Below are 12,959 nucleotides of genomic sequence, written 5' to 3'. Positions count from 1 at the left end.
ATTACGCCAGATAATGCGTCAGTGTGTGGCGCATATCAGGAGTAAGGTCAGAGATTGATGCTAGTATCCAGCGTAGATAGTCCGGGTCTTGCCGGGCTATCTGCTCAATACTTTTCCCCCGATATTTTCCGAACTTAAATGTCTGCAACAATAATGGTTGCTGTGTTAGTTCCACCATCTGCTCGGCACTCCAACTAGAGTCTTGCATAATCCGTTGCAATAACGCGGCAGTGACATAACAGTCATATAGAGCCCGGTGCGGATACAAATTATCGGGCACAGAAACATTCAGGCGCAAAGCATAACGCAGATATTGATTACTGTGCTTTATATCAGGGTAAAGCATACGAGCTAGCTTAAGCGTACAAATCCATTGTCCCCCCATCTCAGGTAACACACCTCGGTCGAAAGGGGCATTGTGAGCAACATAATAGGGGCTGTCTTGATATTTTCTCACAGCCACGGCAATTCGAGGTTTGCCTTCGACCATATCTTCAGTGATATGGTGAATGACCATGGCATCAATACTGATTGGTCTATCTGGGCTAACCAAATCACTCATCGGATTGCGCAATACACCATCAACCACATCAATAGAGGCGATTTCGACAATACCGCCCTCTAAGCCGCAAGTTTCAGTATCGATAACACGAAAATACATATTTCCCCCGTAATTCTTAAAGATTAGCAATAAAAAACCCGCCGTTCGTGGCGGGTTGACTGACGAGATGAAAAGTCCGTTATTCTGCGCTGGTGGAAGATGACTTCTTAGCGCGTTTCTCAGCTTTTTTCTCAGCCGGTGTTTTTAGTGGTTTTTTCTTCGCGTTCTTTTTGCTGTCCATTCCCTTACTCATGGCTTGCCTCTCTTTACCTTAGGTTAGGTTGGTACGCCCATCTATTAACCACCTTCTGAGGGGGAGTTGCAAGGGAAGAAAACATCAATATGCTTAATGTATTGTTTAGCAAGAGTATTATTAAGTCTTAATATTCCTTGTTACTGTTTACTCTTCATTATTTTTGCGACGTGGATCCTGAAAAGGCATTGAGATATGGCGTAATTATCACCAGTTGGTGGAATTAATGGACTGATTGGCGTAAATGTCATGTTTTATCGTTGACCCTGCGTGCTGTATAGGCTTTGATAACTTTAATGTCTTAACAAACATGGAAACATAATGGAACAGTTACGTGGGCTTTATCCAGCGTATGAACCTTACGACAGTGGGTTACTAGACACGGGTGATGGTCATCAGATTTACTGGGAACTCTGTGGCAACCCTGAGGGTAAACCTGCGGTATTTATTCATGGTGGGCCTGGTGGAGGAATAGCACCTTACCATCGGCAACTTTTCGACCCCAAAAAGTACAAAGTATTGCTGTTTGATCAACGCGGATGCGGGCGTTCAAAACCCCATGCCAGCCTAGATAATAATACGACCTGGCATTTGGTCGATGATATTGAACGGCTGCGTAAAATGGCTGGTGTAGATAAATGGCTAATCTTTGGAGGGTCTTGGGGATCGACCTTAGCATTAGCTTATGGCGAAACACATCCGAACCGGGTCAGTGAGATGGTATTGCGCGGAATATTCACTCTGCGTAAAAAAGAGCTGTATTGGTATTATCAGGACGGTGCTTCACGTTTCTTCCCAGACAAATGGCAACGTGTGCTTTCTATTCTATCGCCAGAAGAGCAGGGGGATGTAACGGCTGCTTATCGTAAGCGATTGACCTCTCCTGATAAAGCGGTGCAACTGGAAGCGGCTAAGATTTGGAGTCTGTGGGAGGGTGAGACCGTCACGTTATTACCAACCAGAAGTTCAGCTTCGTTTGGTGAAGATGATTTTGCCTTAGCTTTTGCCCGCATTGAAAATCACTATTTCACTCATTTGGGCTTTTTGGACAGTGATAATCAGCTCTTGGATAATGTGACACGCATTCGCCATATTCCCGCGGTTATTATCCATGGCCGATATGATATGGCATGCCAGCCACAAAATGCGTGGGATTTAGCGCAAGCTTGGCCGGAAGCTGAATTGCATATCGTTGAAGGTGCTGGGCACTCATTTGATGAACCGGGGATCTTGCATCAGTTGATTTTAGCAACAGATAAATTTGCCCGTAAGTCTTAATGTTTTCTCTGATTAACTCCCGCATACAGTTTGCGGGAGTCTTTTGCTCATGACTTCATTTTGGGTTCATACGGCAAACGTGAGAATTTAATTGATTCACTGCGATAATGCGTTAACCGCTGTAAAAAATAGTCGCGCAGCTCATCTGGCTGTTCCCTTGCAACCATTTCCGGAATCACTGGCATGTTGTAGCGCTCTTTAAATGCGACGCCTGAAGCCGCCAGATCAACATTCATTTTCGCCGTTTCTTCATCAGAAAGCTCTGCCAGATTATACCCCATTGTTTTCTCCATATCGGGCTGTGGGATGCCTATGGCGCAAAAGGTAATGCAGAGCGCATCGATTGGCAAGTGTCAGGCATGACTAAACAATTTTTGCTGATGGCCATTTTATAGAGATAATATTAATTTTCAGATAAAGAGGTTAGTGTTTATTTGAACTTTATTTCAAATAAGAATCATTCTTTTTAGTATTACAGTCTGTAATTTTAATGACTATCATAAGAATTACCAAATATTTAATTTTCAATAATTTCAATTTAAAAACAATGGGTTAAATATTTATCATTTATTAATGTGAATAGGGTGTTCTTATTTTGTTTTTATCTTGGCATAATGCGCCGAGTGAATAGTGACTTACCTGCATTATAAAAATTAGGAAATTATTATGTTGAAAAAAGAAATGGCGCAAAAGCTCAATGAGCAGCTGAATCTAGAATTTTACTCAGCTAATCTTTATCTGCAGATGAGTGCTTGGTGCAGCGATAAAGGGTTTGAAGGTGCAGCCGCCTTTTTAAAAGAGCATTCTCAAGAAGAGATGCAGCATATGCAGCGCCTTTTTGAATACCTCAGTGGAACTGGCTCTATGCCGGTTTTGGGAACCATCAGCGCACCACCTATTGATTTTGCGTCACTGGCCGATGTATTCAAACTGACATATGAACATGAGCAACTGATTACCACTCAAATTAATGAGCTTGCTCATGTTGCGATGACAACTCACGATTACTCCACATTCAATTTCCTACAATGGTATGTTGCTGAACAGCATGAAGAAGAAAAACTGTTCAAATCTATTCTGGATAAATTAGCGTTGGTGGGTAATAGCGGCAATTCACTGTTCTTCGTCGATAAAGATTTGAAGACAATGGCTGCTCAGAGCCACGTTCAGGCTTAATTCTTGATTTAATAGACACAGGCCGAATATTTGCCGCAGTTTCTGATTCCTTACCAGTGGAACCCGACGCTGCGGTTTTTCATTTTAATCCGGTGTTCACGCCTTTTTATCTTATTGTTTCGCGCTAATACTCTCTTGTTTAGTTATGGTTTCTCGACTTGCCATACTCAAATCGTTATCATTTGCATTCATAATAAAAGTACGTGAGCTTAATCACCGCTCAACTATTGGTGATATTTCAATCACCGTTCAGAATTTGGCGTTTTATTTTGTGCCCTACCTCACAGGTAGTGCAATTGACTGGAAGTGATAGGGGTTCGTGCTGCCAATATAGGATATGGTTGGTAGCAGACTGATTCTTCTCCCCATCGATTAAGGGACATTATGTTTATTCGCAAAGTACGTTCTTCTTGCCGTATGCTTTCGGCACTTATTGTGTTGTTTGTGGGGTTATCAAGCCAGCAAGCGCTAGCCCATGCGCATCTGAAAATCGAGTCACCAGCTGCCGATACCACAATTGGTTCAGCGCCGGAATCCCTGACACTCGGGTTCTCGGAAGGTATTGAATTGAATTTCAGTGGTGTGAAAGTGACCGGCCCAGATAATAATGTGGTAAAAACCGGTGAGCTAAAATTGGATCCTGTCAATAATACGCAATTGATTCTGCCTATTGATCATGCATTAAAAGCAGGAAAATATAATGTTTCATGGCATGTCGTGTCTGTTGATGGTCATAAAACCAAAGGCACATACAGCTTCACAGTGAAATAACATGTCTCTGGCGACTCTATTCGTTCTGTGTCGCTTCCTGCATTTTTTGGCGGTGATGTTGATGTTTGGCATCAGCATCTTCACCGCCTTATTAGCGCCAGATAGTTTCTCTTCGACACTAAAAAATCGTTTATCCCCCTTGCTTATCTTCAGCACCTTTTTGGGGCTAATTTCTGCTATTGGGCTTCTTGCTATTCAGGCGGGGATGATGGGTGATGGCTGGTCTGATACCTACAAGTTGAGTGTCTGGTGGGCGGTATTTAATACCCGCTTTGGCCAGATATGGCAGTGGCACCTCGGTTTATCTATCTTGAGCATGTGGCTCGTATTACTTGGTTCTACTCGTATTTACTCTCGGCTAATGGTCGGTTGTTCAACGGTATTACTGGCCAGTTTGGCGTTCACCGGACACGCGGCAATGCATGATGGTGCTTTGGGGGGGATTCATCAAATCAATCAAATCATACATTTGTTGAGTGCGGGTTACTGGCTGGGGTGTCTACCGCCACTTTTAATTTGTCTTGCTTATACACAGCATAGTGATGTTAAACGTGAAGCTATCACTACGTTGATTCGTTTTTCAAGCTGGGGACATTTAGCGGTGATTTTGGTCTTAGCAACGGGGATAATTAACAGCATTATTATGCTGCGAGAGACGGCATTAGCGCTGACGTCTGTTTATCAGATGCTCTTACTAAGCAAAGTGTTATTAGTCTTATTGATGATTGTTGTTGCACTGATTAACCGCTATCTCATTGTTCCTATGCTGCGACAATTGCCGGTGAAAGCTCATAGCTGGCTGGTTGTTAACAGTTGTGCTGAAATCATCCTTGGAGCAGGAGTGTTGCTGCTGGTGAGTATTTTCGCAACAATGGCACCGGTATAGTGCAGCTATAGATTCAGCAGTGCATCCACTGAGCTTGCATCGACTCCTTAGTATGAGAGAAAATCAGAACAATCAGTTAATTAAGGGTATTTATGATGAAGAGTTTTGTGCTGACACTATCGCTACTCATGTTATCGGTTAACGCTATGGCTGCCGGGAAGATTATTACGGTCAGTAAGTTTGAATTTGGCAAACAATGGGCATTTACTCGGGAAGAAGTGATGTTGGAATGCCGCGCCGGTGGTGCCTTATTTGTGATAAACCCCAGTACATTGGCGCAATACCCGCTAAATGATATTGCAACAGAGCAGATGAAGTCCGGTCATGTTTTGGCGAAGCCACTCGATGTTTTATTATTGGATGACAGTGAGAAGCCAGGCCAAAAGATGAGCCTAGAACCCTTCCAGCAACGCGCCATGACGTTATGCCAAAAATAGGCTGAGAACATGGGTGCTGTGAACATTAGCTTATATTTAACAGATAATTAAATACGCCTAATGTGAAGATTGATTTTCTATCATCTCAATTAGTTTGCAACCGTTATTAATTACTTCTGCTGCTAAGTTGGCGAAACACATGTACTCGACTACGCTTAAGGAGTACGGCTGAATAAGCCTACGTTAATGCCAACTTTTAGCGCACGGCTCTCTCCCAAGAGCCATTTCCCTAGACCGAATATAGGAATCGTATTCGGTCTTTTTTTAATGTGTTGATTTATATGGTTTTTTCTCTCTTCGTCCGAAAATGTCCGAAATTTGTCCGAAATCTTGATATCCGGCCTAAATTTCTACCCACTCATTTTTACGTGAATCAAGGTATTTGTAACGAATAAAAATCTGAAACTATGATGTTCAATTAGTTATAAGTAAGTTTTATATAATTAATAATTTCAGCGATGTATTAGTATTCTGCTACTCAGTGTAAGGAGTAATTAAGAATTATTTTTTTCTGAAGCAGTTGGCTGAGAGGGGCTATGGCATGGTCGAAATATCATCACTGGAATTTCATTTTTGGCAACTAATGGCCCTTATTGCTGGGGTTATTGGTTTAACTCCACATGGAGGAGATCGAGCCAGCTTACACAACACTCTTAGCAGTTGTGTGAATAGGACAAGACCTTCAGGCTGAACAGTTGTGGATTGTTTGCCTAAATTTAGTGATTTTGAATCCACTAATTTACGAACATTGCCAATAAAAGGCGTTGTTTTGATTCGCTGCTGGCTGCCAATGAGTCTAAATACTGAGGAAATTATGGCCTCACTAAAAGACTCACCTGAAATTGCGATGTCGTCATAAAACTGACTATGGGAGTGCAATTCCTTTTTGGATACAGAGACGTTGTGTAAACCTTCGGCAGCCCATTCAATAACTCGATGAATTTTATCGAGATTGATGCGCTCCCTTGTTCCGTCTCTTTTGGTTACCAGTAGTGAATTGTTCATAGGTTCCTAGCCTAAAATACTACCCTAACTCATTTAGCGGCTGCTTCAGCGAAATGAGTCTAATTGGGAGGATGTGGCGCTTCCTCCAATTTCACAGCGATTAATGAGAGATTAAGTCGTGTCTTTTCTTAGTAGTTGAATTCATTTTTTACTCCTAACTATAAAAAAATAAATAATAATATCAGTATGTTGTTTTTATTTTTCCGTCAAATACCTCCATACATGCAGGCTGATGATGGGTGCCGTGTCACCACCAACTATGTCCAGTAACGAGTCGATACAAACGCAGAAGCCAGTATGTAAATCTAAAAAAATCGCCAGCTTTCTTGAAGAAGTGCGACTCTTGTTTATCAACTGTCTCTTTAGTTATTTTCTTGTCATTACTTGGCCGTCTTGCACGTTTTCCTTTGAGTGAGCCAGAATTTTTTAGCGGCTTTTTCATATCCTTTATCCTTTTTCCTGAATGGGATATGAAGGAAGCCACATTAACCGTCTGTTGCTGCGGGTAGGTCAGCTTTACTTATATGGAGGTGAAATATCCGAATTCAAGGATATTTTTCATAATAAAATCACAAGGATAGATGGTTGTTTTTTGTTCAGGCTGGTGTGATGTGAAACATTTAGATGATTGTATTGCTCTTTAGTAAAAGATAAGTCAATTTTATTGGTTTAATAGTGAATAAACTATTAACGCGTAAGCATAAATGATTGCTTGATAAGGATGGTGACTTAGTCACGTAGCTTACACAATCAAAAACGTTAGTTTTAATATGATGTGGCAGGAGTAAAAAACTGAATTCAAATCATAGATTTGGATAGTTATACTTCCTAGCCAGAGTATTAGATTAAAAATGTACTGTTTACAGTGCTTACATGATCCTAATCATTCGGTTCCCTGAATGAAGTGTTATGTTGTTTATTGAAGTTGCTAAATGCCTTCATTCAAATACATACCTTCTTTCGGAGATTGATTATGTCGGTCATAAACCCTACTACGTTCGACTATTTTTTACGCCATCTATCACAAGTTGCACAAGATAAAAAAGTTGTTCCATACAATGAGTTGGAAAATGCTTTTGGACTAAGCCATAACATGGTCGGAGAGTATGCCGGGGCTGTTGGGAAGTTCTGCATGGATAATAATTATCCACTTCTTAATGCATTAATAATAAACATTACAGATTGTGCCCCATCCGACGGTTTCCATGTTTGGTGCTTGGAAGCTGATGTTGGTGATTCACGTTATCCTTATACAAATTTATCGTGGGGAGAAATGATCTCCGCATGTTGGCGTTTTTTTCACGTTACGTCTTCCAGAACCAAGCAAGTTCAGAATTTTTCAGGTATGACTCCAGTGCATAAGTCTTGGGCAGAAAAATATATTCAGTAATAAGTAATCTCACATCATTGTCGTATTTTAAGCCCTGTATTCGCAGGGTTTTGTGTTTTATCCCACCAATTAATGACTACACACTCATGCTTATGAGTGGCTGCTTTGGTGTACTTGGTTCGCTGTTTTTTATGGCTTTCACTTTTTTACTCAATGCTGGTGTGAAAATTTAAGATAGGCGCCATGGCTATAAACCGGATGGTGAGTGATGGCGCCGATAAAAACCAAACTCAACGGCGCAGTTTTGGGTTTAGTTATAGCTCGCGCGCCAGCATCAGTCAGTTTCTTGATAAAAAAGAGGGTAACAGGCTGGTGGCTTATCCCGATGGGAAGAATATTTGGACTATTTGCGGTGGTGCCACGCGAGTTGATGGCAAACCCGTAGCGAAAGGGTGAACGTAATCACCTAATAGTCGATTTTGCACTATTAGCTGACGGCCATATTTCTAATGCCTTAATAAAAACGCCGTCAGGCCTGTCAGAGGTCATACACTTTATTTCTTCTGAAACTCTCGTACCGCGTGCAATCCCGCCAGTGAAAAACGCTTAAAATGCTCGGTCAGTACCGTGGTTTGCATAGCGGCAATTTCTCGGACCGGACCGGGGATTCTATTACCTGCCACTATTAGCATCATGCAGGGGGCGACAACACTTATCATGCAGGGTAACAACGCTGGGTCATTTTCACTTATACCCGCAGCTTCACTGACAATTTTTTTCACCGACTGAATTTTTCCCATACCTTCGTTGTTCACAAAGTCTGACAGCTGTACTGAGGGGGCGAGTAATTCCCGTGCAAATACCCGCCCATGCCAGCTATTTCCTTCATTTAACTTTGAGATAAACATTTCTAGGAACATTCCCAGCTTTTCTTCTGCCTGCAGATTGCTCGCAGCCAGCGTCGCAAGCTTTTCACCGTCCAGATAGTGTCTGTGCGCCCGCGATAGAACGGCCAGATACATACCATCCCGACCACCAAAGTGATAGTTGATAGTCGCTAAATCAACCTGTGCTGAGCTGGCAATCGCCTTATTCGTGGTTTTGGCAAGCCCTTGTTCGGCGATGAGTTCGCCCGCGGCTTCCAGAATTCTTTCCCGGGTGAGTTCACCATCACTACGACGTGCTCGGTTCATAAATCAATCCAGCGTTGAGAATTTTTTTGCGATTGACTTTATACTCTCATAAATTAAGTTTAAATTAAATTTAAACTAAGGGTGTGTCGTGAGCTGCAATGGAAGGAATTCGTCGTGATGAACAAGAAGATAATAGCCGGCGTGGTGGTGGCCGCCTTGGTGGTTGTGGGCATAGCGGTCTGGCTGAATGGACGTAACAATGATGATAAAAATCAACTGACTTTGCATGGAAATGTGGATATTCGGCAGGTCTCTCTGGCTTTCGAAGAAAGTGGCAGGATCAGCGCGTTAATGGTTGACGAAGGGGATAGGGTGTCGGCGGGCCAAGTGGTGGCTATGCTCGATACTCATGCCCTGAAGATTCAGGAGAAGCAGGCTCAGGCGCGGTTGGATGCAGAAAAGCAAACTGTACGGGAACAGCAATCTGGCGCACGGCCAGAGGAAATCGCTCAGGTAAAGGCGCAACTGGCTTCAGCTCAGGCTCAACTGATCAAGGCCAATGAAGATCTCTCACGCATCCAGCGCATCGCCTCCAGTACAGGGGGAAGGGGCATCAGTAAACAAGAGCTGGATACTGCCAAAAATAACCAAAGTGTTGCCCAAGCTAACGTTAAAGAACGTCAGGCTAGCCTTGAACTGATGGTAAAAGGTGTCCGTACTGAGCAACGAGAAGCGGCCATTGCACAGGTAAAAGCGTTGGAGGCCGACCTTGAGTTACTTCGCTACCGGATTTCACAGGCTGAGTTACGTTCTCCGGTAGATGCCATTGTCAGGGCTAGACTTCAGGAACCCGGAGATATGACTAGCCCCCAAAAGGCGGTTTATACCTTGGCGCTGACAGAGCCGAAATGGGTACGAGTCTGGGTTAGCGAAAGCGACTTAGGCCGAGTTAAATCTGGTATGGCAGCGCAGGTTGTCACTGACTCTTTCCCTGACAAACCGGTATCCGGCAAAGTAGGTTATATCTCATCGGTTGCTGAATTTACGCCGAAATCTGTTCAAACTGAAGAACTCAGAACTAATCTGGTCTATGAGGTGCGTATTGTTGTCAGTGACCCTGATAACGTCTTGAGGATGGGGCAACCCGCCACTGTCAACATCAATACGGCTTCCGTCAACAGTGGAAACTAACAGGGTGAGTAATCATTATGTCGTTATCGCTCAGGATCTTGTGCGGCTCTTCCCCGGGGCAACAAAAACCGCGGCAGAAGTCCGGGCAGTCGATAATCTGACGATGAATATTCGCGCTGGAGAACTGACGGCGCTCGTCGGTCCAGATGGCGCAGGAAAAACCACCTTTCAGCGGCTCATTGCCGGGCTGTATGCGCCTTCTTCCGGCAGTCTTACTGTATTGGGTACCGATGTCAGCATCGATCCGCAGGCAGTACAAAACCGCATCAGTTACATGCCTCAACGTTTCGGGTTATATGAAGATTTGAGTGTTCAAGAGAATCTCGATCTGTACGCCGATCTACATGGTGTCGACCAGCAAACTCGCAAAGAACGATTCGATAAACTTTTGTCTATCACTGACCTTATCCGTTTTACCGCCCGGCCAGCAGGCAAACTCTCTGGAGGTATGAAGCAGAAGTTGGGCTTGGCCTGCACGCTGGTGCGCTCGCCAGACTTGCTGCTGCTTGATGAGCCCAGTGTGGGGGTTGATCCTTTGTCACGCAGGGATCTGTGGAAAATCATTGAGCAACTGGTCCAAGATGAAAAACTGAGCGTGATTATAAGCACAGCATACATGGATGAAGCGGAGCGCTGCGCTCAAGTGTATGTCATGTATCAGGGCAAAATTCTCGCTCAGGGCACTCCTGACGCATTGCGTAGCAAAGCTGAAGGTCTGACATGGCAAGCGATACCAACAATAGGGATGAGAGCCCGGAGTTTGCAGGCAAGTCTGCTGGAAAATCGACAGCAAATCATTGATGCCGTGCCTAAAGGGGATGCAGTTCGTTTTATCTGCCAATCGGGCAGCGATGATACTCTTGCCCGCAAGATACATGCCACGCGCCGTGAGGCCGAGCTAGAAGATGGCTTCATGGTTTTGCTTCATCAAGCTCAACATCAGGATAAAAAGACAGTTTCTCAGCCCGTCAAAGCCGATATGGTTTCCCGCCAGGATAACTCTGGTGACGAGGGAAAACCGGTCATTGTTGTCCGTGATCTGGTCCGTCAGTTTGGCGATTTTACTGCTGTAGCCAGCACTTCTTTTGATGTCAATCGGGGGGAGATCTTTGGTCTGCTCGGGCCAAATGGGGCAGGAAAAACCACTACCTTCAGAATGCTTTGTGGGCTATTGCCTGCAACCAGTGGTCATCTTGAAGTTGCTGGAATGAATCTGCGAACGGCAAGGGCCAAAGCGCGAGCGCGTATCGGCTACGTTTCGCAAAAGTTCGCCTTATACGGCAACCTGTCTGTGCGCGAGAATTTAACGTTTTTCGGCGGGGCCTACGGTCTGTCTGGTAAACATTTGACGCAGCAAATAGAGACATCTCTTGACCAGTTTGACCTTGATCCTAATGCTATTAGCGGCGAACTCCCCGGTGGGTTTAAGCAGCGTTTATCGATGGCGGCGGCTTTACTACATGAACCCGAAATCGTCTTTCTGGATGAACCCACCAGTGGGATTGACCCACTAGCAAGGCGCGCTTTCTGGTACACGATTGGTGAGCTGGCCAACAAGGGCATCACGGTTATCGTGACCACACATTTTATGGAAGAGGCTGAATACTGTGACCGCATCGCGATTCAGGATGCGGGAAAGATGTTGGCGCTCGGCACCCCTCGTGAAGTACGTCAGCAGGCTGGACTGGAACATGCGGCAGATATGAATACGGCCTTTATTGCGATTGTCGAGAATGCCCGCGCCCAGAATCATAAAGCGGAGGCACAACGATGAAACGCTCCACCTTCATGAGCCGATTGGTCTCGTTGACCCGTAAAGAAACACGCCAGTTGCTACGGGATAAAAGTAACCTTGCTGTGGGGCTTCTTCTGCCTGTTGTTTTGATTCTGTTATTTGGCTACGGGCTGTCGTTTGATTTGTCGAACGCCAGAATTGCAGTGGTACAGGAACAGCGTACGCCACAGTCTTGGCAGATTGTCACCGCATTACAAGGCAGCCGTTATCTTACTGTTGAAGAATATGCCAGCTTAAATGCTGCTCAGAATGCGCTGCGCAAAGGAGAAACTGATGCAATTGTGCGTATTCCCTCAGATTTTGCTCAGCGCATGACAGCAGGAAATGCGCAGATCCAGCTTTTATTGAATGGCGCATCGACCAGCGTCGCCAGTGCGGCGCAGGCTTATGTTACCGGGGCGCTGGCAACTCAGGCGGCCATTGTTGCTGACCGTGGCGGGAACGCCCTCAACACCGGCAGCGTCATTGTTGAGCAACGTATGTGGTTTAACGAATCCGGTAATAGTACCTGGTTTATCGTTCCGGGCTTGGTGGTGCTGATTCTGACGCTGATTGGTGCATTTCTGACCGGGTTGCTGATCGCACGCGAACGCGAACGCGGCACGCTCGAAGCGCTCTTTGTGACACCCGTACGCCCGCTTGAAATGGTGTTGGCGAAACTCGCGCCCTATATGGTCCTCGGTGCAATAGACTTGGTTATTTGCCTACTGGCTGCACATTATTTGTTTGAGGTTCCGGTCCGCGGCTCCCTTTGGGCCATTGCAGTTTCTTCTCTGCTTTATCTTCTGGTTTCTCTGGGGTTGGGGCTGACTATCTCTGGTTTTGCCCCCGGGCAGTTTTTGGCCAGCCAAGTTGCACTTATCGCCAGTTTTATGCCTGCCATGATGCTTTCCGGATTTGTTTTCGATATCCGCAACTTACCGGTTGTTATTCAGGTGATAAGCCAAATCCTACCCGCCACGCATTTTATGTCGCTTATCAAAACACTGTTTCTCGGGGGCGATAACTGGACGATGTTTTTTAAAGAGTGCGGGATTTTATTGTTTTACGCTCTGGTGCTGATAAACGCCTCGCGTATTTCTCTGCGCAAACGACTGAGATAA

General features: G+C 44.8%; 13 protein-coding genes and 2 pseudogenes. 10 read left to right on the top strand and 5 right to left on the bottom strand.

Annotated elements, in window-relative coordinates:
* Position 1: 1 nt before the first annotated feature.
* Positions 2-661, bottom strand: a complete 660-nt coding sequence (exoX, locus tag HUZ92_RS19465) for an exodeoxyribonuclease X (RefSeq protein WP_145579921.1) — start codon at positions 659-661, stop codon at positions 2-4.
* 514 nt (positions 662-1,175) lie between these two features.
* Here exoX and pip point away from each other — a divergent pair.
* On the top strand, positions 1,176-2,132 hold the full coding sequence (gene pip, locus HUZ92_RS19460) for a prolyl aminopeptidase (RefSeq protein WP_145579922.1): 957 nt from the start codon (positions 1,176-1,178) through the stop codon (positions 2,130-2,132).
* 47 nt (positions 2,133-2,179) lie between these two features.
* Here the strand turns inward: pip and HUZ92_RS19455 are convergent, their stop codons facing one another.
* Complete coding sequence (locus tag HUZ92_RS19455) at positions 2,180-2,413, bottom strand: DNA polymerase III subunit theta (RefSeq protein ID WP_050097391.1); 234 nt, start codon at positions 2,411-2,413, stop codon at positions 2,180-2,182.
* Positions 2,414-2,798: 385 nt separating this feature from the next.
* Between HUZ92_RS19455 and ftnA the strand changes: the two genes are divergently transcribed.
* From ftnA to HUZ92_RS19435, 4 genes are all read left to right on the top strand, one after another.
* On the top strand, positions 2,799-3,308 hold the full coding sequence (gene ftnA, locus HUZ92_RS19450) for a non-heme ferritin (RefSeq protein ID WP_050097392.1): 510 nt from the start codon (positions 2,799-2,801) through the stop codon (positions 3,306-3,308).
* Positions 3,309-3,692: 384 nt separating this feature from the next.
* On the top strand, positions 3,693-4,079 hold the full coding sequence (gene yobA / locus HUZ92_RS19445; protein WP_050097393.1) for a CopC domain-containing protein YobA: 387 nt from the start codon (positions 3,693-3,695) through the stop codon (positions 4,077-4,079).
* Position 4,080: 1 nt separating this feature from the next.
* Positions 4,081-4,965 carry a copper homeostasis membrane protein CopD gene (copD, locus tag HUZ92_RS19440; RefSeq protein ID WP_145579923.1) on the top strand — a complete coding sequence of 295 codons (885 nt, stop codon included), beginning with the start codon at positions 4,081-4,083 and terminating at the stop codon, positions 4,963-4,965.
* 95 nt (positions 4,966-5,060) lie between these two features.
* Positions 5,061-5,402: a YebY family protein gene (locus tag HUZ92_RS19435; protein ID WP_050139634.1), complete on the top strand. Its 342-nt coding sequence runs from the start codon at positions 5,061-5,063 to the stop codon at positions 5,400-5,402.
* Between the two features lie 789 nt (positions 5,403-6,191).
* Here HUZ92_RS19435 and HUZ92_RS19430 read toward each other — a convergent pair.
* Together HUZ92_RS19430 and HUZ92_RS19425 are read right to left on the bottom strand one after the other, a co-directional pair.
* Positions 6,192-6,407: pseudogene (locus tag HUZ92_RS19430) on the bottom strand (ATP cone domain-containing protein); the annotation flags it as partial.
* Positions 6,408-6,654: 247 nt separating this feature from the next.
* Positions 6,655-6,849 (bottom strand): hypothetical protein, encoded by a 195-nt coding sequence (locus HUZ92_RS19425; protein WP_050097397.1) that lies wholly within the window; start codon positions 6,847-6,849, stop codon positions 6,655-6,657.
* Positions 6,850-7,380: 531 nt separating this feature from the next.
* Between HUZ92_RS19425 and HUZ92_RS19420 the strand changes: the two genes are divergently transcribed.
* Both HUZ92_RS19420 and HUZ92_RS19415 read left to right on the top strand, forming a co-directional pair.
* Positions 7,381-7,797 carry a hypothetical protein gene (locus HUZ92_RS19420; RefSeq protein ID WP_050097398.1) on the top strand — a complete coding sequence of 139 codons (417 nt, stop codon included), beginning with the start codon at positions 7,381-7,383 and terminating at the stop codon, positions 7,795-7,797.
* 208 nt (positions 7,798-8,005) lie between these two features.
* Positions 8,006-8,190 (top strand): annotated as a pseudogene (locus HUZ92_RS19415) (lysozyme); the annotation flags it as partial.
* Positions 8,191-8,291: 101 nt separating this feature from the next.
* On the opposite strand, the gene HUZ92_RS19410 reads toward HUZ92_RS19415, so the two are convergent.
* Complete coding sequence (locus HUZ92_RS19410; RefSeq protein WP_050097399.1) at positions 8,292-8,930, bottom strand: TetR/AcrR family transcriptional regulator; 639 nt, start codon at positions 8,928-8,930, stop codon at positions 8,292-8,294.
* A gap of 117 nt (positions 8,931-9,047) precedes the next feature.
* Here HUZ92_RS19410 and HUZ92_RS19405 point away from each other — a divergent pair, with 117 nt between their 5' ends.
* The 3 genes from HUZ92_RS19405 to HUZ92_RS19395 are packed head-to-tail and all read left to right on the top strand — an operon-like array spanning position 9,048 to position 12,959.
* On the top strand, positions 9,048-10,061 hold the full coding sequence (locus HUZ92_RS19405; protein ID WP_050139629.1) for an HlyD family efflux transporter periplasmic adaptor subunit: 1,014 nt from the start codon (positions 9,048-9,050) through the stop codon (positions 10,059-10,061).
* 4 nt (positions 10,062-10,065) lie between these two features.
* Positions 10,066-11,835: an ATP-binding cassette domain-containing protein gene (locus HUZ92_RS19400; RefSeq protein WP_145579924.1), complete on the top strand. Its 1,770-nt coding sequence runs from the start codon at positions 10,066-10,068 to the stop codon at positions 11,833-11,835.
* Positions 11,832-12,959: an ABC transporter permease gene (locus HUZ92_RS19395; RefSeq protein WP_145579925.1), complete on the top strand. Its 1,128-nt coding sequence runs from the start codon at positions 11,832-11,834 to the stop codon at positions 12,957-12,959. The genes HUZ92_RS19400 and HUZ92_RS19395 overlap by 4 nt, the downstream gene beginning before the upstream one ends.

Origin of the sequence: Yersinia vastinensis (assembly GCF_902726565.1) — a bacterium.
Lineage (GTDB): Bacteria > Pseudomonadota > Gammaproteobacteria > Enterobacterales > Enterobacteriaceae > Yersinia > Yersinia vastinensis.
Note: the sequence above shows the minus strand (reverse complement) of the source record. Positions and strands in the feature narration are given on the sequence as shown.

Coding starts and splice junctions, on each gene's coding strand:
- HUZ92_RS19420 (WP_050097398.1), top strand. CDS start 7,381: ATGTCGGTCATAAACCCTACTACGTTCGACTATTTTTTACGCCATCTA.
- ftnA (WP_050097392.1), top strand. CDS start 2,799: ATGTTGAAAAAAGAAATGGCGCAAAAGCTCAATGAGCAGCTGAATCTA.
- HUZ92_RS19410 (WP_050097399.1), bottom strand. CDS start 8,930: ATGAACCGAGCACGTCGTAGTGATGGTGAACTCACCCGGGAAAGAATT.
- exoX (WP_145579921.1), bottom strand. CDS start 661: ATGTATTTTCGTGTTATCGATACTGAAACTTGCGGCTTAGAGGGCGGT.
- HUZ92_RS19425 (WP_050097397.1), bottom strand. CDS start 6,849: ATGAAAAAGCCGCTAAAAAATTCTGGCTCACTCAAAGGAAAACGTGCA.
- copD (WP_145579923.1), top strand. CDS start 4,081: ATGTCTCTGGCGACTCTATTCGTTCTGTGTCGCTTCCTGCATTTTTTG.
- HUZ92_RS19435 (WP_050139634.1), top strand. CDS start 5,061: ATGAAGAGTTTTGTGCTGACACTATCGCTACTCATGTTATCGGTTAAC.
- pip (WP_145579922.1), top strand. CDS start 1,176: ATGGAACAGTTACGTGGGCTTTATCCAGCGTATGAACCTTACGACAGT.
- HUZ92_RS19405 (WP_050139629.1), top strand. CDS start 9,048: ATGAACAAGAAGATAATAGCCGGCGTGGTGGTGGCCGCCTTGGTGGTT.
- HUZ92_RS19455 (WP_050097391.1), bottom strand. CDS start 2,413: ATGGGGTATAATCTGGCAGAGCTTTCTGATGAAGAAACGGCGAAAATG.
- HUZ92_RS19395 (WP_145579925.1), top strand. CDS start 11,832: ATGAAACGCTCCACCTTCATGAGCCGATTGGTCTCGTTGACCCGTAAA.
- yobA (WP_050097393.1), top strand. CDS start 3,693: ATGTTTATTCGCAAAGTACGTTCTTCTTGCCGTATGCTTTCGGCACTT.